Raw genomic sequence first — 24,049 nt, forward strand, 5'->3', positions numbered from 1 at the left:
TGACGGATCCGGCACTGTGCGCTCTTTTCACTCCATCAGCATTGGGAACGCGGTCATGACAGATACCACCTATTGCGGCTTTGTCGCCATCGTGGGCCGCCCCAACGTGGGCAAGTCCACCCTGCTCAACAAGTTGCTCGGCCAGAAGGTCAGCATCACCTCGAAGAAGCCCCAGACTACCCGTCACCGGATCCTGGGGATCGACACCGAGGAGAACCATCAGACCATCTATGTGGATACCCCGGGTCTGCACATCGAGGAGAAGCGGGCCATCAACCGCCTGATGAACCGCGCCGCCACCAGTTCCCTGGGGGACGTGGCCATGGTGGTGTTCGTGGTGGACGGCACCCACTGGACCAAGGATGACGAGATGGTGCTGGGCAAGCTGCGCCACCTCAAGTGCCCCGTGGTGCTGGCGGTCAACAAGATCGACAACGTCAAGGAAAAAGAGGATCTGCTGCCGCACCTCGAGTGGCTGGGTCAGCAGATGAACTTTGCCCACATCCTGCCCATCAGCGCCGAGAAGGGCACCAACGTGGAGAAGATCCGCGAGTGGGCCAAGGATCTGCTGCCGGAGAACGTCCACTTCTTCCCGGAAGATTACGTGACCGACCGCTCTTCCCGCTTCATGGCCTCCGAGATCATCCGCGAGAAGCTGATGCGCTTCACCGGCGAGGAGCTGCCCTATTCGGTGACGGTGGAGATCGAGCGCTTCAAGGTGGAGGAGACCGGTCTCTACCACATCCACGGGCTCATCCTGGTGGAGCGCGAAGGCCAGAAAAAGATGGTCATCGGCAACAAGGGCGAGAAGATCAAGACCATCGGCACAGAGGCGCGCATCGACATGGAACGGCTGTTCCAGAACAAGGTGCATCTCGAGCTGTGGGTCAAGGTCAAGTCCGGCTGGGCCGACGACGAGCGGGCCCTGCGCAGCCTCGGGTATGGCGACGACTGATTGCTGACCCCGGCTTTCGTCATCCACAGTCGGCCCTATCGGGAGACCAGCCAGCTGGTCGAGGTCTTCACCCAGGATAGCGGTCGATTCACCCTGGTGGCTCGCGGTTCCCGCGGGCCACGCTCCTCTCTGAAGGGGCTGCTTCAGCCCTTCACCCTGCTCACCATTGCCTGGCGCGGCAAGGGGGATCTCAAGAACCTCACCCAGGTGGAGTGCCCGGATCACTCGTTGCGCCTCGGCGGGGATCGTCTCTTCTACGGCCTCTATCTCAACGAGCTGGTCTACTACCTGCTGGAAGCGCACACCCCCTTCCCCGAGGTGTTCGACGCCTATGCCCGTGCCATCATGGCACTGGCGGACGGAGAGACCCCGGAGCTGCCCCTGCGCCGCTTCGAGTTCCTGCTGCTGCAGGCCCTGGGCTACGCGGTGGACTTCGAATATGCCGCGGACGACGACTCCCCCATCGACCCCACCCTGCTTTACGGCTTCGAGCGGGAGCTCGGCTTTGTCGCTTGCGAGCGGGCGCCGGATCCCCGTACCCTGTTCCTCGGCGCCCACCTGCTGGCCTTCGCCGAGGGGCGTTTCGACACGCCTCCCTTGCTGCAGGCGGCCAAGCGTTTCAGCCGACTGGCGCTGCAGCCCTATCTCGGCAAGCGTCAACTGAAGAGCAGGGAGCTCTTTTTGAAGCGAAAAGGCAGTGTTTCAAGCTGATTTTTATTATCTGGTGATGTTTTGTGTTTATGACATCGCCTTTCATGAACAATAATGCTGTCGCCGCGACCAGAACCGGCCTGCGGCGGCACATGGACAGAGGAGCGGGCTCCACCCGCTCCGGCATTCACAGATGACCTGTATCAAGGAGTAAGCAATGAGCGAGATCTACCTGGGTGTGAACATCGACCATATCGCCACCCTGCGCAACGCCCGCGGCACCCAGTATCCGGATCCGGTACAGGCCGCCTTCGTGGCCGAGCAGGCCGGTGCCGATGGCATCACGGTCCACCTGCGGGAAGATCGCCGCCACATCACCGACCGGGACGTGGAGATCCTGCGCCAGACCATCCAGACCAGGATGAACCTGGAGATGGCGGTGACCGAGGAGATGATCGGCATCGCCTGCCGCATCAAGCCCCACTTCGTCTGCCTGGTGCCGGAGAAGCGCACCGAGGTGACCACCGAGGGTGGTCTGGACGTGGCGGGCCAGCTGGACAAGGTGACCGATGCGGTGACCCGTCTTGCGGCTGTCGGTGCTCAGGTATCCCTCTTCATCGATGCGGATCCGTTGCAGATCGATGCGGCCGCCGCGAGCGGTGCTCCCTTCATCGAGATCCACACCGGCCGCTACGCCGATGCCACCACGGATGCCGAGCGCAACGCCGAGTTCAAGCGCATCGCAGCCGGTGCTTCCTACGCCGCAGGCAAGGGCTTGAAGGTCAATGCGGGCCACGGTCTGCACTACCACAACGTCAAGGCTATCGCCGCCATCCCCGAGCTCTATGAGCTCAACATCGGTCACGCCATCATCGGCCGCGCCGCCTTCGACGGTCTGGCCAAGGCGGTCAGCGACATGCGTGCGCTGATGCAGGAAGCCCGTCAGGGGATCTGATGCCGCTTCGCAGGTATCGCAACCACAAGGGACGCTTCGGCGTCCCTTGTGGTTTTCAGGAGTGGAAGGCGGGGTGAACCCCGTGCTCATCTGGCATGGGGCCGGGCATCCGTGTGCAGAGGGCGAAAGGAAAGGGGCGCCTCAGCCTGGTTACGGGAAGTAGCGCTCCAGCAGGGCGGTGAGGATGGCCTGGCACTCGGCATCCGGCTCGCCGGTGATCAGGGCAGGGCGAAAGTGAAGCTGGAAGGCGCGCAGGGCGGCGCGGCTCTGCTCATCCCAGGCGCCGTGCTGGGGTAGGCCGTAGCCGTAACGGGCAAGCTGCTGCTGCCATTGCAGCGCATCCCAAGGGATGAGCTGCGTCTGGCGCAGCTCGGCCACCCGGGCCTCGTCGGGCCAGGCGCCGACACCGTAGCGCAGGGCGAGCTCGCGCCAGGGGAACCGGGGGCCGGGATCCTGCTTGCGCTCGGGGGCGACATCGCTGTGGGCCAGCACCTGGGTGGGGGGGATCTGGTAGCGTTCGACCAGATCCCGGGCGAGGGCGCCGAGGGCGGCGATCTGGGCAGGGGGATAGGGTTGCCAGTGTCTCAGATGGGCGGGCAGGGCCGCGTCTTTCTCGTCATACCCGAGATTCACTATCTCGATACCGAGCGAACTGGCGTTGAGCCCGGCGTAGTGATGCCAGCGACTGCGTCCGGCGTGCCAGGCCCGCTGGCTGTCGGGCACCAGCTGGTAGACCGGGAACGGTTGCTCGTCGGTGTCTCGGGGGATCAGGTAGTGGGCGCTCACCTTGTGCTCCGGCTCGGTCAGCAGGCGCAGGGAGCGGGCATCCTCTTCATCCGTGTAGTGCAGGATGAGGAAGGCGATGCGCTCGTTCTGGCTGGCGCTCTGATGATCCTGATTGAGCCGATAGGGCGCAGGCTGGCAGGCGCCGAGCAGCAGGATGAGGGGCAGTGACCAGAACCAGCGCGCCGCGAACCGGCACGCGCCGCCGCTCGCCGACGGGCGTGGAGCCAGCAGGCGGCGCCAGCCCATGGTCTAGCCTCGCACCTGGCCGGAGGCGGTCATCAGGGCTCGGGCCTGTATTTGGCGGTGAGGCCAATCAGGAAGTTGCGCAGGATCTGATCCCCGCAATCCTGATAGTGCTTGTGATTCCTGGCGCGGAACAGGGCGCTCAGCTCGGACTTGGAGAGGTTGAAGTTCGCGAGCTTGAGGGTGCCCAGCATCTCCTCTTCCTTGTAGTTGAGGCCGATGCGCAGCTTGCGCAGGATCAGGTTGTTGTTGATCCGGTTCGGGATCACCTGGGGCGGGGCATCTTCCCGCACACCGCGGCGCAGGGCGATGAAGCCGTCGAGGAACTGGCTCAGTGCCGAGTCCGGGCAGGCGGCAAAGCCCGCTTCCTGTGCCTCGCCCTCTTCCGCCTCCTTCATCAGCCAGCCGTGCAACTGGGCATGGGTGATGGCCAGATTGCCCTTGGCAAAGATCTCGACCATCTGGTCGTTGCTGATGCTGAGGGCATAGCGCAGGCGGCGCAGAATATCGTTGTTGGTCATGTTGACTCCTGTGGAAACGGCGCAGATGTTACCACCTGCCGCCTGTCCAGTCAGAAAAAGCGCCTCAGTCGGTCAGGGCCAGGTAGCGGGGGGCCTCCTGCCTCACCTGCTCCAGGGCATCCTGCAGCTCCAGCAATTCGGGCTCCAGATCGCTCACGGCGACCCCGTCGCGCAGCTGCTGCTCGAGCTGGGAGAGCAGGCGTTGCAGACCCGGCACCCCGGAGTAGGCGCAGCCACCGTTGAGGCGGTGGAGCTGGGCCAGCACGTCTGCATCGTCGACACTCCCTTCCAGCGCCGCCGCCAGGATGGGCTCCACCTCGTCGAAGCTGGCCAGCAGCATGGTCAGCATCTCCCGGGCGAGGGCCGGCTTGCCGGCGGCCTGACGCACGGCGAGGGGCCAGTCTATCTGCTGATCCCCGTGATTCTGGTGCCGCCTGTGGGCGAAGTCGGTGATGAGCTGCGCCAGCATCCCCTCGTCGATGGGTTTGGCCAGGTAGTCGTCCATGCCCTGGCGAATGAGGCGCTCCCGCTCACCGGGAATGGCATGGGCGGTGACCGCGACGATGGGGGTCTCGGTGTTGAGGGAGTGGTGGCGGATCGCCTGGGTGGCGCTGATGCCGTCCATGACGGGCATCTGGATATCCATGAAGATGATGTCGAACGGCTGGCTCTGGGCCAGGTTGACCGCTTCCTTGCCGTTCTTGCACACCACCACCTCGGTCACCATCTCCTTGAGCATGGCGGCGATGAGCTTGAGGTTGGCGGCGTTGTCATCCACCGCCAGCACCTTGACCGCCTGCACGCTGCGCGGCGTCGGCGCGGGCAGGGGGGCACGGCGTACCGCCTCGGGGGAGAGCAGGGCGTGCAGCAACTTGCGATGGTTGATGGGCTTGGAGAGGCAGTGGACGGCGCCGTGGGCCAGCATGGCGTCGTAGAGGGCCGGCTCGTGGCTGCTGAGCAGCACTATGGTGTTCTGCTGGCCGTCCAGTCCGTCGAGACGGGCAATCACCTGCTGCGGGCTTTGCAGGGTGCTGCTGCCGATGAGCACCATGTCCTGGCTGCTCATCGGGGGCCACTCCTCGTCCACCGTCAGGGAGTGCACATCCAGGTGCCACTCTCCCAGCAGGGCGAGCAGGGAGGCGTGAGTGAAGGGATCTGGCTCCAGCAGCCAGACCCGCTTGCCCTGGATGCGATCCAGCGGAAGCCGCTCGCTCTGGGGCAGGGGCGAGACATCCAGATCCAGGTGGAACGAGAAGACCGACCCCTTGCCGAGTTCGGATTCGAAGCGGATCTGGCCCCCCATCTGCTGCACCAGCTTCTGGGTGATGACGAGCCCGAGCCCGGTGCCCCCATAGCGGCGGGAGATGGAGGAGTCTGCCTGGTTGAAGGCCTGGAACAACTGGCGCTGCTGCTCTTCGGAGATGCCGATGCCGGTATCGCGAATCAGCACCCGCAGGCGCACCTTGTTGCCGCTGGATTCCCCGGTCTGCTCGACACGCACGTCCACGTTGCCGCGCTCGGTGAACTTGATGGCGTTGCCGGTGAGGTTGGTGAGCACCTGCTGCAGACGCATGGGGTCGCCGGTGAGGTAGTCCGGCACGGCGGCATCCACCTGGAGGGAGAGTTCGAGCTGCTTGTCGTGGGCGCTCGGCCCCAGCAGGTGCATGGTCTCGTTGAGGGTGTCCCGCAGGCTGAAGGGGATGTGCTCGAGCTGCAGCTTGCCCGCCTCCAGCTTGGAGAAGTCGAGGATGTCGTTGATGATCCCAAGGAGGTTGCGCGCCGACTTCTCGATGGTCTGCATGTAGTCGGTCTGGCTCGGGGTCAGACTGGTCTTGAGCAACTGGCGGGTGAAGCCGATGACCCCGTTGAGAGGGGTGCGCAGCTCGTGGGACATGTTGGCGAGGAACTCGGACTTGACCCTGGCCGCCTCCTGGGCGCGCTTCTTCGCCATGTCGAGCTCGACGTTCTGGATCTCGATCTGCTCGAGGGTCTCCCGCAGATCCGACGTCGCCTGATCGATGTTCTGCTGCATCTCCTCGTGATATTCGGAGAGCGCCTTGGCCATGGCGTTGATGCCGTTCTTGAGCATGTCCAGCTCGCCGGTGAGCTGGCCGCTGACCCGGGTATCGAGCCGCCCCTCCCTGATCCGGTGCACCGCCTGCACCATGTCGGTGATGGGCTGGGTCACGCTCTTGACCAGACGGAAGCCGAACAGGGCGCTGATGGCCAGCCCGATGAGCACGATGATGACCGCGAAGAAGGCGTCGCGGTACTGCAGGACGATGGCCCTGTCCGTGGCGAGTTGCATGGAGATGTAGCCGATGACCGGCGGCTCCAGATCGCTTGGCAGCGGGAAGCCGTCCAGGCTGGTCTCTGCCTGGATGGGGGTGCGCAGTATGATGTCATCGCCGTTGACGGAGACGCTGGTCAGGGCCGGGATGACGCTGCCGTCCGGCAGACGAAGCTGGCTGAAGTCCCTGTGGTAGTTGGACGTCACGAACAGCTGGTTCTCCTGGGTGAAGACGGCGATGGACTTGATGAAGGGCGAGTTCTTGCGATGGGTGAGCCCGATCAGCCGCTTGAGGGATTCGCGGCTGTGCTGTGTCATGCCGTATTCGCTGGCGATGGCCAGGGGCTCGATGATGTTGATGCCCTGATCGATGAGGTTGTTTTCCAGCTGCTGATAGCGGTGGAAGGTGAAATAGCCGGCGATGAGGCCGCCGATGATGAGGGTCGGCAAGATGGTGAAGGCCAGCACCCGGGCCCTGAGACCGTACTTGGTCATGCCGCCGACCTGTCTTTCGCAAGAGAAGCCATGACCCGGGGCGCATGCAGGCACCGGGGTCGGGCAGGCAATACAGTCACTGTCGCTGTACGGGGTCTCAGGCCGTATCCGGTCATATCAATGGGCCACTTTTGGTCAGAATGGACGATGGGGCGGATGCCGCGGCTGGGGCCCTCAGGCCGTATTTGGTCATACGATTATTCTTGTGGGACAATGGTCTGCCGCAGATTCCACAATCATGACATAGCCACCTATAGGCACCAAGTTTTATGGCCCAGTTTTTTAAGCCCCAAAAGAAATCCACCCAGCCCCAACGTATTGAATTTACGGTAGACAGTCTGGATCACCACTGTGTCGGCATCGGCCGTCATCAGGGCAAGGCCATCTTCGTCGAAGGGGCGCTGCCCGGCGAGGCCATCAAGGCCCGCATCATCGACGACAAGAAGCACTATGCCCACGCCGCCCTGCAACAGGTGGTGACCCCGGCGGCCAACCGGGTCGCCCCCTTCTGCGACCACTATCGCGAGTGTGGCGGTTGCAGTGCCCAGCACCTGGGAGAGAGAGATCAGCTGGCGGCCAAGGAGGCTGGACTGGTCAGCCTGTTCGAGCGCCTTGGCAACATCCAGGCGCCTACGCTGGCACCTGCGCTGACGGGGGAGTCCCACGCCTACCGCCGGGTCTGCCGTCTGGCCATCAAGTTTGACAAGAACGGTCGCTGTACCCGGGTGGGCTTTCGTCGTCGCCAGTCGAACGATCTGGTAGAGATTGCCGGCTGTCCTGTGCTGGCCGAGCCCCTCTCTGCCCTTATCGCCCCTCTGCGCGAATGCCTCAACCGGCTGAAGAGCCAGCGCGAACTGGGCCATGCGGAACTCATTCAGGGGGAGCAGGGCATTCTGATGCTGCTGCGCCATACCGGTCGCCCCACCGAGGCGGATCGGGCGCACTTGACCGAGTTTGCCACCGCCCAGGGGATAGACCTCTATCTGCAGGCGGCGGACGAGCAGATCGAACCTCTGCGTCAACAGTCTCAGCCAAGTTACACGCTGGATGGCCTGTCTCTTGCATTCGCTCCCGGCGACTTCATCCAGGTCAACGGGCCCGTCAACCAGCGCATGGTGGAGCAGGCATTGAGCTGGCTCGACGCAGGCAAGGATGACAAGGTGCTGGACCTCTTCTGCGGCATCGGCAACTTCACCCTGCCGCTGGCCCGCCAGGCCCGCGAAGTGGTGGGGGTGGAAGGGGAGCTCGCCATGGTGACGCGTGCACAGGAGAATGCCCGCCGCAACGGAATCGACAACGCCCGCTTCTACAAGGCGGACTTGAGCGGCGACATCGTGGGCATGTCCTGGGCCCGGGAAGGGTTCGATCTGGTACTGCTGGATCCGGCCAGACCCGGGGCGCTGGAGGTGATGAGCCACGTGGCGGCACTTTCCCCCAAACGGGTGGTCTATGTTTCCTGTAACCCGGTCACCCTGGCCCGTGACAGTCAGGTGCTGGTGCAGGGGGGCTACAAGCTGACCCGTCTGGGGATGCTGGACATGTTCCCCCACACCGGTCATCTGGAGTCCATGGCGCTGTTCGAACGGGGCTGAGTCGAGGCGACCGCATTATTCTGGATGAATCAAGATGCGGTCGTGATGATTTTTCGATGTGCATGATGCTGCCAGAGTGAGGTAAAACAGGTGTTTTTCGCTGCCTTCAACGGGCAGGGCAGAATGCGGTTATCTTGGTTTTCCAGCGGCGGCAGCGCTGTTTGAGCGGGAGTGATTAGGGTAATCTAGGTCGTCGATAGTGGATCGGGTGCGGGGAAGAGCCCTGTCACCTTGCGCGGTGACATGCCTTGAAAACTCTTTCATGCATCCCCATTTGAGGCAGTCATCAGTTGATGAGGGGATGAGGAGAGCATCGGCTTTCGACCCCACACTTTTAAGGATTGATACCATGGTTGCGGTGCGCGATATTCATTTGAAAGACAATTTCACTCTGGATGAGTGGGTCAGTTCCCTTACCCTGAGTGAAAGTGACAAGAATCAGTTGCGAACCGTCTACCAGTATTGCCTGACCCTGGGTGACGAAGCGCTCACCAACCGCCTGCTGGTGCGCGGGGTCGAGATGGTGGGCATCCTGCTGATGCTCAGCATGGATCTCGCCACCCTCAAGGCCGCCATTCTCTATCCCTTCGTCGAAGCCGGTCTCATCAGCCAGGAAAAGGTGAACGAGGACTTCGGCCCCAAGATCGCCAAGCTGGTGGAAGGGGTGCTGGAGATGGAGGCCATTCGCTCCCTGCAAACCCTTCACCGCAGCGAAACCTCGCCGGAGCAGGTGGACAACGTGCGCCGCATGCTGCTCGCCATGGTCGAGGACGTGCGCGCCGTGGTCATCAAGCTGGCGGAGCGCATCGCCTGCCTGCGTGAGGCGAAGAAAGCGGATGAGGAGACCCGGGTGCTGATGGCCCAGGAGATCACCAACATCTATGCTCCCCTTGCGAACCGCCTCGGTATCGGTCAGCTCAAGTGGGAGCTCGAGGATCTCGCCTTCCGCTACCTGCACCCGGACACCTACAAGCAGATCGCCAAGCAACTGGACGAGAAACGGCTCGACCGCGAGCGCTACATCCGCGAATTCGTGCAGTCCCTGCGCGATGCCCTGGCCGAGGCCGGCGTCGAGGCCGAGGTCTATGGCCGACCGAAACACATCTACAGCATCTGGCGCAAGATGCAGAAGAAGCACCTCGAATTCAACGAGCTGTTCGATGTGCGCGCGGTGCGGGTGATCACCAAGCGGCTGCAGGATTGCTACGCGGCGCTCGGTATCGTTCACACCCATTTCCACCATATTCCCCGCGAATTTGACGACTATGTCGCCAACCCCAAGCCCAATGGCTACCAGTCCATCCACACCGTGGTGGTGGGGGAGGAGGGCAAGACGGTGGAGATCCAGATCCGTACCGAGCAGATGCATCAGGATGCGGAGCTCGGTGTGGCTGCGCACTGGCGCTACAAGGAAGGGGCCCAGGCCGCTGCCAAGACCAGCACCTTCGAAGACAAGATCGAATGGCTGCGTAAACTCCTCGCCTGGCAGGAGGACCTCTCGGAGAGCGGCTCCTTGCTGGACGATCTGCGCAGTCAGGTGTTCGAGGACAGGGTTTATGTCTTCACTCCCAAGGGCGATGTCATCGACCTGCCGGCAGGGGCGACGCCGCTCGACTTCGCCTATCACGTGCACAGCATGATCGGTCACCGCTGCATCGGCACCAAGATCGACGGCCGCATCGTGCCTTTCACCTATACGCTGCAAACCGGTGATCAGGTGGAGGTGATCACCCAGAAGGAGCCGAACCCGAGCCGCGACTGGATGAACCCGAACGCCGGCTTCCTGCGCTCCAGCCGGGCGCGGGCCAAGGTGGCCACCTGGTTCAGAAAGCTGGACCGGGACAAGAACATCGCCGCCGGCAAGGAGCTGCTGGAGAAAGAGCTGGACAGGCACAACCTCACCCTATCCAAGGTGGACAAGGTGGTGCTGGAGCGCTTCCATGCGGAGGAGCTGGAAGATTTGCTGGCCGGTATCGGCAGCGGCGACATCCGCATCAACCAGCTGCTCAATTATCTGGACACCCGCTACAACAAGCCGACGGCGGAAGAAGAAGATCGCCGTCTGCTGGAGAAGCTGGAGCAGAAGGCCAATGTGCCCTTCCGCCCCAAACCCAAGGATCACATCGTGGTGGAAGGGGTGGGCAACCTGATGACTCACATCGCCCGCTGCTGCCAGCCCATCCCAGGGGACGCCATCCAGGGCTTCATCACCATGGGACGGGGGGTTTCCATCCACCGGGAGGATTGCGAGCAGCTCAAGGAACTGTCGCGTCGCAACCCGGAGCGCTTGATCGATGCGGTTTGGGGGGAGAACTACTCCGGCGGTTACGGTCTCACCATCCGCATTCTCTCCAACGACAGATCCGGTCTGCTGCGCGACATCACCACCGTGCTCGCCAACGAGAAGATCAACGTGATGGGGGTGCGTTCGCGCTCCAACGTGCGCGAGCAGACCGCCGAAATCGACATGGAGCTGGAGATTTACAACATCAACGCCTTCAACCGGGCATTGGCCAAGCTCAGTCAGCTCAACGACGTGATCAGCGCCAAGCGGCTGTAATGCTCAACAGACCGGCCCCAGTGGCCGGTCTGCATTTTCTCCCTCCTTGCAGAGCATTGAAGACGGTTATCATGCACCCCATCTCCGTCCGCCATGGCTCCACATCATGTGGAACAGTGGCGTGAGCGGATCTTCATGAACCCCATTTACCGAATCGAAAGTGAGTTGCCCATGTCCCAACGCTACGACCTTCCCCAACTGCTCGACATCATGGCCAGATTGCGTGACCCGAACGGGGGCTGCCCCTGGGATCTCAAGCAGAGTTTCCAGACCATAGTGCCGCACACCCTGGAGGAGGCCTACGAGGTGGCGGATGCCATCGAGAGCGAAGATTGGCAAGGGCTGAAGGGGGAACTCGGTGATCTGCTGTTCCAGGTGGTGTTCTATGCCCAGCTCGGCAAGGAGCAGGGATTGTTCGACTTTGCCGACATCGTCGATACCGTGAGCGAGAAGCTCATTCGCCGCCACCCCCATGTCTTCTCCGATGCCGACCTGGGTGACGAGCAGGCGGTCAAAGCGAACTGGGAGGCGGAAAAGGCGAAAGAGCGTGCGGCGCTCGACAAGGAGAGCGTGCTGGACGATATCCCCCTCTCCCTGCCTGCCCTGACCCGGGCCGCCAAGATCCAGAAGCGCTGCGCTACCGTCGGTTTTGACTGGAAGACGCTGGGGCCCGTGGTGGACAAGATCCACGAGGAGATCGACGAGGTGATGGAAGAGGTGTTGATGGCGGATGTGGACGAGGGGCGGGTGAGCGACGAGCTCGGTGATCTCTTGTTCGCCACCGTCAACCTGGTGCGCCATCTGGGCAAGGATCCCGAGCAGGTGCTGCGGGCTGCCAACACCAAGTTTGAGCGTCGTTTTCGTCAGGTTGAACACTTTATTGCCGCAGAAGGTCTGAAAATGACGGATTGCTCCCTGGAGAAGCTGGACGAGGCCTGGAACAAGGCCAAGGAAACCGAGCAAAGTTGATTTGGCGCAAGACGGGGCGGCGGGGAGCCTGATAGATTTTTGTTCATTGTTTGGGAGTGGGGGTTTTGGTATACTGTTTCCCCGTCCTGCTTCATCCCCGAAGCACCCCTTAAAATTCCCTAAACTTCTTTCAGGTTCAGCATGACGACCAAATATATTTTTGTGACTGGTGGCGTTGTTTCATCCCTCGGCAAAGGCATTGCCGCAGCTTCTCTGGCAGCCATTCTGGAAGCCCGTGGTCTGGATGTGACCATCATGAAACTGGACCCGTACATCAACGTGGATCCGGGCACCATGAGCCCGACCCAGCATGGTGAAGTGTTCGTAACCGAGGACGGGGCCGAAACCGATCTGGATTTGGGCCACTACGAGCGTTTCATCCGCACCAAGATGACCCGTCGCAACAACTTCACCACCGGCCGCATTTATGCGGACGTGCTGCGCAAGGAGCGTCGTGGTGACTATCTGGGCGCCACCATCCAGGTGATCCCGCACATCACCAACGCCATCAAGGAGCGGGTGATTGCCGGTGCCGAAGGCCATCAGGTTGCCATCGTCGAAGTGGGCGGTACCGTGGGCGACATCGAGTCCCTGCCGTTCCTTGAAGCCATTCGTCAGCTGGCGGCCATCGTGGGTCGCAACAACGCCATGTTCATGCACCTGACCCTGGTTCCTTACCTGGCCGCCGCCGGCGAGGTGAAGACCAAGCCGACGCAGCACTCCGTGAAGGAGCTGCTCTCCATCGGTATCCAGCCGGATGTGCTGATCTGCCGCTCCGACCGCGCCATTCCGGCCAACGAACGTGCCAAGATCGCCCTGTTCTGCAACGTGCCCGAGCGCGCCGTCATCTCCATGAAGGATGTCGACTCCATCTACAAGATCCCGGCGCTGCTGAAATCCCAGGGTCTGGACGGCTACATCACCGAGCGCTTCGGCATCGAGTGCAAAGAAGCCGACCTGGCCGAGTGGGAACAGGTCATCTATGAAGAGGCCAACCCGACTGCCGAAGTCACCATCGGCATGGTGGGCAAGTATGTCTCCCTGCCGGACGCCTACAAGTCCGTCAACGAAGCGCTCAAGCACGGTGGCCTGAAGACCCGTCTCTCCGTCAACATCAAGTACATCGACTCCCAGGACATCGAGACCCGTGGCGCCGAGCTGCTGGAAGGTCTGGATGCGATCCTGGTACCGGGCGGCTTCGGCGAACGCGGTGTGGAAGGCAAGATCCTGGCCGCCAAATATGCCCGCGAGAACAAGATCCCGTACCTCGGTATCTGCCTGGGCATGCAGGTTGCCTTGATCGAATACGCCCGCAACGTGGCGGGCATGGAAGGGGCTCACTCCTCCGAGTTCAAGAAAGACAGCCCGTACCCCGTGGTCGGTCTCATCACCGAGTGGGTGGATGACGAAGGCAACGTCGAGACCCGGACCGAGAAGTCCGATCTGGGCGGTACCATGCGTCTGGGCTCCCAGCTCTGCCACCTGGTGGAAGACTCCAAGGTGCGTCAGATGTACGGCAGCCCGACCATTTACGAGCGCCACCGTCACCGTTATGAAGTGAACAACAAGCTGCTGCCGCAGATTGAAGCGGCAGGTCTGAAGGTGACCGGTCTCTCCGCCGACAAGAAGCTGGTGGAAATCATCGAGATCCCGGATCACCCCTGGTTCGTGGCCGCGCAGTTCCACCCGGAGTTCACCTCGACTCCCCGTGATGGCCACGCCCTGTTCGCCGGTTTTGTGAAGGCGGCGGGCGAGTATCAGAAGCGTAATTTGAAGTAATTGAAAATAAATGCGGTTGGGGCTCTGTGCCACAGCCGCTTTTTTTGGCATATTTTTGTTGTTTTTTTACGAAACCTGAGGAAATACACATGTCCAAGATCGTTAAAGTGATCGGTCGTGAAATCATCGACTCCCGTGGTAACCCGACCGTTGAGGCCGAAGTTCACCTGGAAGGTGGTTTTGTTGGTATGGCAGCCGCTCCGTCTGGCGCGTCTACCGGTTCCCGCGAAGCGCTGGAACTGCGTGACGGCGACAAGAGCCGTTTCCTGGGTAAAGGCGTGCTGAAAGCCATCGAAGCCGTCAACGGCCCGATCGCTCAGGCTCTGCTGGGTAAAGATGCCAAGGACCAGGCCACTGTCGACCAGATCATGATCGACCTCGACGGTACCGAGAACAAATCCAAGTTCGGCGCCAACGCCATCCTGGCTGTTTCCCTGGCCAACGCCAAAGCTGCCGCTGCTGCCAAAGGCATGCCGCTGTACGCCCACATCGCCGAGCTGAATGGCACCCCGGGTGTCTACTCCATGCCGCTGCCCATGATGAACATCATCAACGGTGGTGAGCACGCCGACAACAACGTCGACATCCAGGAGTTCATGATCCAGCCGGTTGGCGCCAAGACCCTGAAAGAAGCCGTTCGTATGGGCGCAGAAGTGTTCCACAACCTGGCCAAAGTGCTGAAGTCCAAGGGCTACAACACTGCCGTCGGTGACGAAGGTGGTTTCGCTCCGAACCTGAAATCCAACGCCGAAGCGCTGGAAGTGATCGCTGAAGCCGTTGCCGCTGCCGGTTACAAACTGGGCACCGACATCACCCTGGCCATGGACTGTGCTGCGTCCGAGTTCTACGACGCAGAGAAGAAAGAGTACAACCTGAAGGGCGAAGGTCGTATCTTCACCTCCAACGGTTTCTCCGACTTCCTGGCTGACCTGACCACCAAGTTCCCGATCGTCTCCATCGAAGATGGCCTGGACGAATCCGACTGGGAAGGCTTCGCCTACCAGACCGCCGAACTGGGCAAGAAAATCCAGATCGTGGGTGACGACCTGTTCGTAACCAACACCAAGATCCTGAAGCGCGGTATCGACAACGGCATCGCCAACTCCATCCTGATCAAGTTCAACCAGATCGGTTCCCTGACCGAAACTCTGGCTGCCATCAAGATGGCCAAAGACGCTGGCTACACTGCCGTCATCTCCCACCGCTCCGGTGAGACCGAAGACGCGACCATCGCCGACCTGGCTGTGGGTACCGCTGCTGGCCAGATCAAGACCGGTTCCATGAGCCGTTCTGACCGTGTTGCCAAGTACAACCAGCTGATCCGTATCGAAGAAGCCCTGGGTGCCAAGGCTCCGTTCCGTGGTCTGAAAGAAGTGAAGAACCAGGCTTAATTTTCGCCTGCGCTCATGCTTCACAAAGCCCCGCCATCTGGCGGGGCTTTTTCGTTCTGCGCTTATGGGCGTGTGCGAACTGCATTTTTTATTCCGACCAACCCATCCGGCACACAGGCTTTCTTTTGTCTTGCCTGCGAATATGGGAAACTAGGCCGCTTGAAGGAGACTCAGTGCATGCGGCTACTCACTCTTATCCTGCTCCTCCTGTTGGGAGGGCTGCAATATGACCTCTGGCTGGGGAAAAACGGCCTCTCCGACTATCGGGAACTCTCCACCGCCATCGAGCGGCAGCAACAGGACAACCTGGTACTCAAGGATCGCAACAGTCTGATTTACCGGGAAATCGACGATCTTACCTCTGGCCTTGAGGCCATCGAGGAGTTGTCGCGCAACGATCTTGGCTATATCAAGCAGGGCGAGACCTTCTACCGAATCATTCCCAAAGAAAAGGATCAGGTGACGGAGCCTGATGGTGCCCCCTACGATGACTGATAGCCTGAGCGGCCTGACCGCCATCGTCCCGGCTGCCGGTATTGGTAGTCGCATGGGGGCCAGTTGCCCTAAGCAGTACCTTTCCCTGGCAGGGAAATGCATTCTGGAGCACACCCTGGAGCGTCTGCTCTCCCATCCCGCCATCGCCCGTGTGATCGTGGCGCTGGCGCCCCACGACCGCTGGTTTGAGACCTTGACTGTGGCAACCGATCCGCGGGTGCTGCGAGTGCAAGGGGGAAGCGAGCGTGCCTACTCCGTGCTCAATGCGTTGCACGTTGCAGAAGGGGAGTGGGCACTGGTGCATGACGCGGCCCGGCCCTGTCTGACCCACGAGGATCTCGATGCGCTCATTGCTGCCGCCATGGCCTCTGGCGGTGCCATCCTCGGCAGCCGGGTGCGCGATACCATGAAGCGCACCGATGCGGCCGGCAATATCCTCGCCACCGTGGATCGCGAGCAGCTCTGGCATGCCCTGACGCCCCAGATGTTTTTGGTCCGCCCCCTCAAGCGGGCGCTGGAGGAGGGGCTGGCGCTCGGCGCCGCCATCACCGATGAAGCCTCCGCCATGGAGCGCGCCGGTTTCCCCGTGCGCATGGTGGAAGGGCGGGCCGACAACATCAAGGTGACCCGGCCGGAAGATCTCTCCCTGGCCGGGCTCTATTTACAGCAACAACGTGCGTGCCGGTCGGCACGACCCGATTCATCCCCAGAGGAGCAGGCATGATCCGCACCGGACATGGTTTTGATGAGACAGATTTCCGTGTATTGAGGAGGGCGCAGGCATGATGCGGATCGGACATGGTTTTGATGTTCACAAGTTTGGCGGGGTTGGTCCCTGCATGCTGGGCGGGGTGGCGGTGCCCTATGAACAGGGCCTGCTGGCCCACTCCGATGGCGACGTGGTGCTGCATGCGGTGAGCGATGCCCTGCTGGGGGCCATCGGCGCCGGTGACATCGGCCGCCACTTTCCCGATACCGCCGCCGAATTCAAGGGCATCGACAGCCGCATCCTGCTGCGGGATGTCTTTGCCCGCGTGCAGCGCGCAGGTTATGCCATCGGCAACCTGGATGTGACCATCATCGCCCAGGCCCCCAAGATGGCCCCCCATATCGACGCCATGTGCGCCGTGCTGGCCGCAGATCTGCAATGTGATTTGAACCGGGTGAACGTCAAGGCGACCACCACCGAACAACTCGGATTCACGGGGCGCAAGGAAGGGATCGCCACCGAAGCCGTCGTCTTGCTGGTGAAACAATGATGCTTGAACAACTTGCCTATCTGCACGGGACGCCCACTGCTCGCGGCATCCTCAAGGCCGAGGCCGCCGACTTCGTGGTCAATGAAGATCTCGGGTTTGCACCTTGCGGCGAGGGGGAACACATCTTCGTCCGGGTACGCAAAACCGGCGAGAATACCGCCTGGGTGGCTGGCCTGCTGGCCGATGCGGCCGGGGTTGCCCGCAATGCGGTGACCTGGGCTGGTCTGAAAGATCGCCATGCGGTGACCGAACAGTGGTTCGGCATCCATCTGCCGGGCAAGGGCGAGCCGGGTCTCTCGGTCATCGAGAACGACAACATCCGGATCCTTGAGGTGAAGCGCCACAACAAGAAGCTGCGGGTCGGCTATCTCAAGGGCAACCACTTCACCCTGCGTCTAACCGGTCTGGAGCAGGCCGACGGGCTGGAATCCCGTCTGCAGGCGATTGCAACCCAGGGGGTGCCCAACTACTACGGCGAGCAGCGTTTCGGCCGCGGTGGCAACAACCTGGAGGCCGCCAAGGCGATGTTCGCCGGCAAACGGATCAAGGATCGCAACAAGCGCTCCCTCTATCTGTCCGCCGCCCGCAGCATGCTGTTCAATGCCATCGTCAGCGCCCGCATCGAGCAGGGGCTGGCCCATCAGCTGCTGGCTGGCGACTGCGTGATGCTCAAGGGCAGCCACTCCATCTTCAGTGAAGAGAGCGTGACGCCCGAGCTCGAGGCGCGCCTTGCCTCCGGAGACGTGCAACTGACCGCTCCCCAGTGGGGCCGTGGCCGTCTGGCGAGCCAGGGGGCAGCCGCCGAGTTCGAGCAAGGAGTGCTGGCCTCTTATGGCGACTGGTGCGAGGGGCTGGAGAAAGCCGGGCTGGATCAGGACAGGCGCCCGCTGCTGCTCAAGCCGGAGCAGATGAGCTGGCAACGGGAGGACGAGGTGTTGACCCTGTCGTTCTTCCTGCCTGCCGGCGCCTTTGCCACCAGCGTGGTACGAGAGTTAATGCAGGCCGAAGAGGCCGATCACGGTCTCAGGAACTCAACCGATGCGAATTCTGGTCAGTAATGACGATGGGGTACACGCCGAGGGCATTCGCGCCCTCAGCGAGGCGTTGCGTGCCTGTGGCGAGGTCGTGGTGGTGGCGCCGGATCGCAACCGCAGCGGTGCCAGCCACTCCCTGACGCTGGAAGTGCCGCTGCGGGTCACCCGCCTCGATGCGTCCAGTTTTCACGGCATCAAGAGTTATGCGGTCAAGGGGACGCCGACCGACTGCGTTCATCTGGCGGTCAACGAACTGCTGCGCCCTGAGCCCGACATGGTGGTGGCCGGTATCAATCACGGGGCCAACCTGGGGGATGACGTCATTTACTCGGGGACGGTGGCGGCCGCGACGGAAGGGCGTCATCTTGGTTTCCCCTCCATCGCCGTATCGCTGGTGGGCAAGACCCATTTCGCCAGTGCGGCCCACTACGCCGCCCAGCTGGTGCGGGGGCTGATGGTGCATCCGTTGCCTGCGGATCAGATCCTCAACGTGAATGTGCCTGACCTGCCGCTCGAGCAGATCAAGGGGATCAGGGTGACTCGTCTTGGCAATCGCCACCGGGCGGAGTCGGTGATCCGCACCGAGGATCCCCGTGGTCAGCCGGTCTACTGGATTGGTCCCCCCGGCAACCAGCAGGATGCGGGAGAGGGAACGGACTTTGCCGCCATCGAGCAGGGTTATGTCTCCATCACTCCCCTGACCATCGACATGACGGCCTACGGCAGTCTGTCGACCCTGGGCGCGTGGCTGGATCTGCAGGGATGACGTTGTGATAGTACAGCGCCTGTTGAATCAACTGATTGCCCAGGATGTCCGCGATTTCCGCGTATTGGCGGCGATCGCGAAGGTGCCGCGCCAGCTGTTTGTGGACGAGGCCATGGCCCACAAGGCCTGGGACAATACGGCCCTGCCCATCGGCCATGGGCAGACCATCTCCCAGCCTTACATCGTGGCGCGCATGACCGAGCTGCTGATCCAGAACGATCCGGCCCATGTGCTGGAGATCGGGACGGGATCGGGCTACCAGACGGCGGTACTGGCCCACCTAGTGGAGCATGTCTACACCATGGAGCGGATCAAGTCGCTGCAGTTTCAGGCCCGGCGCAGATTGCGCCAGCTCGATCTGCACAATGTGTCGGCCAAGCACGGCAATGGGTGGCTAGGTTGGCCCAACAAGGGCCCTTTCGACGCCATTCTGGTGACGGCGGCGGCCAGTGAGGTCCCCAAGGCCCTGACCGATCAGCTGGCTGACGGTGGTCGTCTGGTGTTGCCGGTGGGTGATGGCCAGCAGACCCTGCAGCTCATCGAGCGATCGGGCTCCCAGCTCACCAGCCGGATCCTGGAGCCGGTACGTTTCGTTCCCCTGATTGACGGAGATGTCGAGTGAAGTTGTTTTCCCGCCTTTATGTTCTGGTGATGCAGTGGGCACGCCACAAGTATGCCCCCTGGTATCTGGCCATCACCGCCTTTATTGAATCCATCTTCTGGCCCATTCCGGTGGATGTGATGCTGGCGCCCATGGCGCTCGGCAAACCTCATCGCGCCTGGCACTATGCCGCGCTGGCCACCCTCTTTTCGGTGCTGGGCGCCCTGTTTGGTTATCTGCTCGGCTATGCCCTGTGGGAGCCAGTGGTGCAGCCGCTGGTGACCTCGGTTGGCTATGAGGACAAGATTGCCCTGGCCGAGCAGTGGTTCGCGCAGTGGGGCATCTGGGTTATTTTTATTGCCAGCTTCACGCCGATCCCCTACAAGGTGTTTACCGTCACGGCTGGCTTGCTCCACATGGCACTGTTGCCTTTCATCCTGACCTCGCTGATCGGTCGTGGCATGCGCTTCTTCCTGGTTGCAGGTCTGATGCGCTGGGGCGGCGAGAAGATGGAGCGCAAGCTGATGCACTATGTGGATGTGCTGGGCTGGCTCTGTATTGGTTTGGCCGTTGCGGCCTATTTCTGGTTTAGTCGTTAAGGATCCACTATGTGTTCGCGTGTTTGGCAAGGTAGCGGTGTCGTCGTGTTGTCATGGCTGCTGCTTGCCTGTTCCTCCAGCAAGACTGCGGCTCCGGTGCACAGCCTGGGCAATGATCAGGTCGCTTCGACCATCCCCGTGCGTCAAGGTATGACCAAGCCCGGCATTGCAGGCAACGGGTACACCGTGGTCAAAGGAGACACTCTCTACTCCATTGCATTTCGTTCTGGCATGGATGTGGCTTCGCTTATCAGCATCAATGGCATCACTCCCCCCTATAACATTTATCCCGGCCAGCAGCTCAGGCTCGATGGCGCTTCCGCCCCCATGGCGGTGGCAACCGTCGGCAGCCCTGTCAGTCGTGGCAGCGTGACGGGGTCTGGCAGTTACGAGGTGCGCCGTGGCGATACTTTGAGCAGCATCGGTCGCCAGTTCGGTCTCTCCAACCAGGCCTTGGCCCAGCGCAACAACCTCCAGGCTCCTTATGCATTGCACGTGGGCCAGGTGCTCAATGTGGGGGGCGCGGGGTCCTCGGGTGGTCAGATGGTGGCAGCAACCACACCGGTGGTGACCAGCACGGGGCCCAAACCCCTGGCCACGGCTCCGGCAGGTACGACCACACCATTTATTGCTCAGAAAACGATTGCTCCTGCCTCGTCAACAGCATACGCTCAGGCGAAAGAACAAAAAACCGTCAGTTCCTCGTCAACACTCTCCTGGCATTGGCCGACCAAAGGGCGGATCGTTGAAGGCTTCTCCGTTGCGGAACAAGGCAACAAGGGCATCGACATTTCCGGCCAGAAGGGCCAACCCATTTACGCTGCGAGCAGCGGCAAAGTGGTCTATGCGGGCAGTGCACTGCGAGGTTATGGCAAGCTGATAATTCTCAAGCACAGCGATGACTACCTCTCCGCCTACGCTCACAACGATGAGTTGAGGGTCAAGGAGGGAGACACCGTGAAGGGCGGAGCGGTTATCGCCAATATGGGTAGCACGGATGCGCCGGATGTGCGCTTGCACTTTGAAATCCGGTACAAAGGCAAGTCGATCAACCCGATGGGCTATTTGCCAAAGCGTTAACTCAGAGAGCTGAGTCTTACTCTGGTGTAGGTCAGGGAGAGATATCATGAGCCAAGAACAACTGGTAATGCAGGATGCAGAGTTAGAGTTCGACGAGGAGCTGGAGGTTCAGGAGGAAGAAGAGGTTCAGGAAGTGGCGGCCGAAGCCGAAGAGACCATTTCCGATGAACTGATGGCGCCCGAGCTGAACAAGGTAATGGACGCCACCCAGCTCTATCTGGGGGAGATAGGCTTCTCCCCCTTGCTCACGGCTGAAGAGGAAGTCTACTACGCCCGCCGTGCCCTGCGTGGCGACAAAGCGGCGCGCAAGCGCATGATCGAATCCAACCTGCGCCTGGTGGTCAAGATTGCCCGGCGCTACAACAACCGCGGCCTGGTGCTGCTGGATCTCATCGAAGAGGGCAACCTCGGCCTTATCCGCGCCGTCGAGAAGTTCGACCCCGAGCGAGGCTTCCGTTTCTCCACCTATGCCACCTGGTGGATCCGCCAGACCATAGAGCGGGCCATCATGAACCAGACCCGTACCATTCGTCTGCCCATCCATGTGGTCAAGGAGCTGAACGTCTATCTGCGCACTGCGCGCGAGCTTTCTCATCGTCTCGACCATGAGCCGACCGCCGAGGATATCGCCTCTGCACTGGATCGCTCTGTGGACGATGTGAATCGCATGCTCAAGCTCAACGAGAAGATCACCTCGGTGGATACTCCCATTGGTGGCGATCGCGACAAGGCGCTGCTGGACGTGCTCTCCGACGAGCGCGGCATGGGGCCCGAGCTGGAGTCCCAGGAAGATGACATGCGCAGCAGCATAGTGCACTGGCTGGAGGAGCTAAATCCCAAGCAGCGCGAAGTGCTGGCCCGCCGTTTCGGTCTGCTCGGCTATGAACCGGCCACCCTGGAAGACGTGGGCGCCGAGATTGGTTTGACCCGCGAGCGGGTGCGCCAGATCCAGGTGGAAGGGTTGCGCCGTCTGCGGGAGATCCTGCTGGGGCAGGGGCTCTCCATTGAGGCGCTATTCCGCACCAATTAAACGGGTATGAATACCGTCATCAAGATGAAAAAGGGGCCGCAGGCCCCTTTCTTTTTGTCGTGGATCGTCAGGATCACACCGGATCCAGGGTATCCAGCGGCCAGCGCGGCACGGCCTTGACGACCAGGGGTTCGAAGACTCCCGCCTTAAGGCGTTGCATGCCGGCATAGGCGATCATGGCGCCGTTGTCGGTGCAGTATTCGGTGCGCGGGTAGAAGACTTCACCTTTGAGGCTCTCCATCAGCTCGGCCAGCTGGGCGCGCAGATGACGGTTGGCACTGACGCCGCCTGCCACGACCAGACGATTGAGACCGGTCTCTTTCAGGGCACGGCGGCACTTGATGGCCAGGGTGTCGACCACCGCATCCTCAAACGCCCGGGCGATGTCGGCACGGGTCTGTTCATCATCACCGTTGGCGGCAATGGTGTTGGCGGCGAAGGTCTTGAGACCGGAGAAGCTCATGTCGAGCCCGGGACGGTCGGTCATGGGACGCGGGAAGGTAAAGCGTCCAGTGGTGCCCTTCTCCGCCAGCCGGGAGAGCAGCGGACCACCGGGGTAGTCCAGACCCATCAGCTTGGCGGTCTTGTCGAACGCCTCACCGGCGGCATCGTCGATCGATTCGCCCAGCAGCTGGTAGCTGCCGATGCCATCGACCCGGACCAGCATGGAGTGGCCGCCGGAGACCAGCAGCGCCACGAAGGGAAACTCGGGGGCTCGCTCTTCCAGCATGGGGGCCAGCAGGTGACCTTCCATGTGGTGCACGGCGATGGCTGGCTTGTCCCAGGCCATGGCCAGCGAGCGGCCTATGGTCGCCCCGACCAGGATGGCGCCAACCAGACCTGGCCCCGCGGTATAGGCGATGCCATCGATGTCATCCTTGCCAAGTCCGGCCTCTTTCAAGGCGGCCTGGATCAAGGGGATCGTCTTGCGTACATGGTCCCGGCTGGCGAGCTCGGGAACAACGCCGCCGTAGTCCGCATGCAGCTTGACCTGGCTGTACAACTGGTGGGAAAGGATCCCTTTTTGATCATCGAAGATCGCGATCCCGGTTTCGTCACAGGATGTCTCTATGCCCAATACACGCATTGCTAAAAAATTTCACTGCTAAAATGAGACGGCTATGGTAACCTTCGCGGGTTTTTTAAACCAGAGCGATCTCTGCGGGTTTACTTTCATTCCCTGTCCAGAGTATAATTTCGCACCATTTTAAGACATGCTGATCGATTGAAGGTCAGCTAACAATTTATCACTGAGGTGAAAGGCACATGCCAGTAATCAAAGTCCGTGAAAATGAGCCGTTTGACGTTGCTCTGCGTCGCTTCAAGCGTTCTTGCGAAAAGGCCGGTATCCTGTCCGAAGTTCGTAGCCGTGAGTTCTACGAGAAGCCGACTACCATTCGCAAGCGCGCCAAAGCGTCCGCTGTCAAGCGTCACGCCAAGAAGCTGTCCCGCGAAAACGCACGTCGTATCCGCCTGTACTAATCAAGGGATCATGCCGTGTCTCTGAAGGATCAACTCAAGGATCAGCAAAAGCTCGCCATGCTTGCCAAAGACAAGCTTCGGTTGGGTGCTATCCGCTTGTTGATGGCAGAAATCAAGCAGCGTGAAGTCGATACCCGTGTCGAGCTCAATGATGAAGAGATCCTCGCTGTCGTGACCAAAATGGTCAAACAGCGTCGCGATTCCATCAGCCAGTTTGAAGCTGCCGGTCGCCAGGATCTCGCCGACAAAGAGTCCGCCGAGATCGTTGTGCTGCAGGAGTTCCTGCCACAACAGCTGACCGCAGACGAAATTGCCGCCCTGATCGAGCAAGCCATCACTGAAAGTGGTGCTGCCGTCATGGCTGACATGGGTAAAGTCATGGCTGTCTTGAAGCCAAAAATTCAGGGGCGTGCCGATGTCGGCGCCGTCAGTGCTCAGGTGAAAACCCGCTTGGCGTAACAGGCAACTCTCTTGTTTGGTCGAAGAAGCCGTGCTTCCCATTGGAATGCGCGGCTT

General features: G+C 61.3%; 23 protein-coding genes. 19 read left to right on the forward strand and 4 right to left on the reverse strand.

All coding sequences use genetic code 11. The annotated features are described in order from the left end of the window. Positions 1-55: 55 nt before the first annotated feature. The 3 genes from era to pdxJ all read left to right on the forward strand — a co-directional run bounded on the left by era (position 56) and on the right by pdxJ (position 2,561). Positions 56-955, forward strand: coding sequence for a GTPase Era (era, locus tag PG887_RS06865; protein ID WP_041211854.1), 900 nt, complete (start codon positions 56-58; stop codon positions 953-955). Then, on the forward strand, positions 956-1,666 hold the full coding sequence (gene recO / locus PG887_RS06870) for a DNA repair protein RecO (RefSeq protein WP_039040537.1): 711 nt from the start codon (positions 956-958) through the stop codon (positions 1,664-1,666). 157 nt (positions 1,667-1,823) lie between these two features. Next, a complete protein-coding gene (gene pdxJ / locus PG887_RS06875) occupies positions 1,824-2,561 on the forward strand; it encodes a pyridoxine 5'-phosphate synthase (protein WP_010675636.1) in 738 nt (245 codons plus the stop codon). A gap of 150 nt (positions 2,562-2,711) precedes the next feature. On the opposite strand, the gene PG887_RS06880 is transcribed toward pdxJ, so the two are convergent. The 3 genes from PG887_RS06880 to barA all read right to left on the reverse strand — a co-directional run bounded on the left by PG887_RS06880 (position 2,712) and on the right by barA (position 6,896). Further along, positions 2,712-3,593, reverse strand: a complete 882-nt coding sequence (locus PG887_RS06880) for an N-acetylmuramoyl-L-alanine amidase (RefSeq protein ID WP_104454752.1) — start codon at positions 3,591-3,593, stop codon at positions 2,712-2,714. Between the two features lie 32 nt (positions 3,594-3,625). Next, complete coding sequence (locus PG887_RS06885; RefSeq protein WP_270821389.1) at positions 3,626-4,111, reverse strand: DUF1456 family protein; 486 nt, start codon at positions 4,109-4,111, stop codon at positions 3,626-3,628. 64 nt (positions 4,112-4,175) lie between these two features. Beyond that, positions 4,176-6,896, reverse strand: a complete 2,721-nt coding sequence (barA, locus tag PG887_RS06890) for a two-component sensor histidine kinase BarA (RefSeq protein ID WP_270821390.1) — start codon at positions 6,894-6,896, stop codon at positions 4,176-4,178. A gap of 269 nt (positions 6,897-7,165) precedes the next feature. Between barA and rlmD the strand changes: the two genes are divergently transcribed. The 14 genes from rlmD to rpoS all read left to right on the forward strand — a co-directional run bounded on the left by rlmD (position 7,166) and on the right by rpoS (position 22,051). Beyond that, a complete protein-coding gene (rlmD, locus tag PG887_RS06895) occupies positions 7,166-8,488 on the forward strand; it encodes a 23S rRNA (uracil(1939)-C(5))-methyltransferase RlmD (protein ID WP_104454749.1) in 1,323 nt (440 codons plus the stop codon). Between the two features lie 349 nt (positions 8,489-8,837). Beyond that, on the forward strand, positions 8,838-11,048 hold the full coding sequence (gene relA, locus PG887_RS06900) for a GTP diphosphokinase (RefSeq protein WP_010675631.1): 2,211 nt from the start codon (positions 8,838-8,840) through the stop codon (positions 11,046-11,048). Positions 11,049-11,219: 171 nt separating this feature from the next. Continuing rightward, positions 11,220-12,017: a nucleoside triphosphate pyrophosphohydrolase gene (gene mazG / locus PG887_RS06905; protein ID WP_042016228.1), complete on the forward strand. Its 798-nt coding sequence runs from the start codon at positions 11,220-11,222 to the stop codon at positions 12,015-12,017. 141 nt (positions 12,018-12,158) lie between these two features. Further along, complete coding sequence (gene pyrG, locus PG887_RS06910) at positions 12,159-13,796, forward strand: glutamine hydrolyzing CTP synthase (protein WP_039041042.1); 1,638 nt, start codon at positions 12,159-12,161, stop codon at positions 13,794-13,796. 89 nt (positions 13,797-13,885) lie between these two features. Then, entirely contained in the window at positions 13,886-15,187 is a 1,302-nt protein-coding gene (eno, locus tag PG887_RS06915) for a phosphopyruvate hydratase (protein WP_043154803.1), read from the forward strand. Between the two features lie 177 nt (positions 15,188-15,364). Next, positions 15,365-15,682, forward strand: a complete 318-nt coding sequence (gene ftsB, locus PG887_RS06920; protein WP_010675628.1) for a cell division protein FtsB — start codon at positions 15,365-15,367, stop codon at positions 15,680-15,682. Next, a complete protein-coding gene (gene ispD, locus PG887_RS06925; RefSeq protein WP_134996885.1) occupies positions 15,675-16,406 on the forward strand; it encodes a 2-C-methyl-D-erythritol 4-phosphate cytidylyltransferase in 732 nt (243 codons plus the stop codon). Before ftsB ends, ispD begins: the two co-directional genes overlap by 8 nt. A 58-nt stretch (positions 16,407-16,464) precedes the next feature. Next, complete coding sequence (gene ispF, locus PG887_RS06930; protein ID WP_052814805.1) at positions 16,465-16,941, forward strand: 2-C-methyl-D-erythritol 2,4-cyclodiphosphate synthase; 477 nt, start codon at positions 16,465-16,467, stop codon at positions 16,939-16,941. After that, positions 16,941-17,999: a tRNA pseudouridine(13) synthase TruD gene (truD, locus tag PG887_RS06935; protein WP_160837289.1), complete on the forward strand. Its 1,059-nt coding sequence runs from the start codon at positions 16,941-16,943 to the stop codon at positions 17,997-17,999. The genes ispF and truD overlap by 1 nt, the downstream gene beginning before the upstream one ends. Next, positions 17,980-18,741: a 5'/3'-nucleotidase SurE gene (surE, locus tag PG887_RS06940; RefSeq protein ID WP_041211067.1), complete on the forward strand. Its 762-nt coding sequence runs from the start codon at positions 17,980-17,982 to the stop codon at positions 18,739-18,741. The genes truD and surE overlap by 20 nt, the downstream gene beginning before the upstream one ends. A 4-nt stretch (positions 18,742-18,745) precedes the next feature. Beyond that, a complete protein-coding gene (locus PG887_RS06945; protein WP_010675623.1) occupies positions 18,746-19,363 on the forward strand; it encodes a protein-L-isoaspartate(D-aspartate) O-methyltransferase in 618 nt (205 codons plus the stop codon). Then, entirely contained in the window at positions 19,360-19,941 is a 582-nt protein-coding gene (locus PG887_RS06950; RefSeq protein ID WP_010675622.1) for a YqaA family protein, read from the forward strand. The genes PG887_RS06945 and PG887_RS06950 overlap by 4 nt, the downstream gene beginning before the upstream one ends. 9 nt (positions 19,942-19,950) lie before the next feature. Then, entirely contained in the window at positions 19,951-21,021 is a 1,071-nt protein-coding gene (locus tag PG887_RS06955; protein WP_160837271.1) for a LysM peptidoglycan-binding domain-containing protein, read from the forward strand. 46 nt (positions 21,022-21,067) lie between these two features. Continuing rightward, complete coding sequence (rpoS, locus tag PG887_RS06960) at positions 21,068-22,051, forward strand: RNA polymerase sigma factor RpoS (RefSeq protein WP_010675620.1); 984 nt, start codon at positions 21,068-21,070, stop codon at positions 22,049-22,051. 73 nt (positions 22,052-22,124) lie between these two features. Here rpoS and tsaD read toward each other — a convergent pair whose 3' ends face one another. Continuing rightward, positions 22,125-23,138, reverse strand: a complete 1,014-nt coding sequence (gene tsaD, locus PG887_RS06965) for a tRNA (adenosine(37)-N6)-threonylcarbamoyltransferase complex transferase subunit TsaD (protein ID WP_010675619.1) — start codon at positions 23,136-23,138, stop codon at positions 22,125-22,127. Between the two features lie 179 nt (positions 23,139-23,317). On the opposite strand from tsaD, the gene rpsU reads away from it, so the two are divergent. Together rpsU and PG887_RS06975 are read left to right on the forward strand one after the other, a co-directional pair. Beyond that, complete coding sequence (rpsU, locus tag PG887_RS06970; RefSeq protein WP_005309452.1) at positions 23,318-23,533, forward strand: 30S ribosomal protein S21; 216 nt, start codon at positions 23,318-23,320, stop codon at positions 23,531-23,533. A gap of 15 nt (positions 23,534-23,548) precedes the next feature. Further along, positions 23,549-23,992: a GatB/YqeY domain-containing protein gene (locus PG887_RS06975; protein WP_041211069.1), complete on the forward strand. Its 444-nt coding sequence runs from the start codon at positions 23,549-23,551 to the stop codon at positions 23,990-23,992. Positions 23,993-24,049: the final 57 nt, after the last annotated feature.

Origin of the sequence: Aeromonas sp. QDB14, from assembly GCF_027707845.1 — a bacterium.
Taxonomy (GTDB): domain Bacteria; phylum Pseudomonadota; class Gammaproteobacteria; order Enterobacterales; family Aeromonadaceae; genus Aeromonas; species Aeromonas caviae.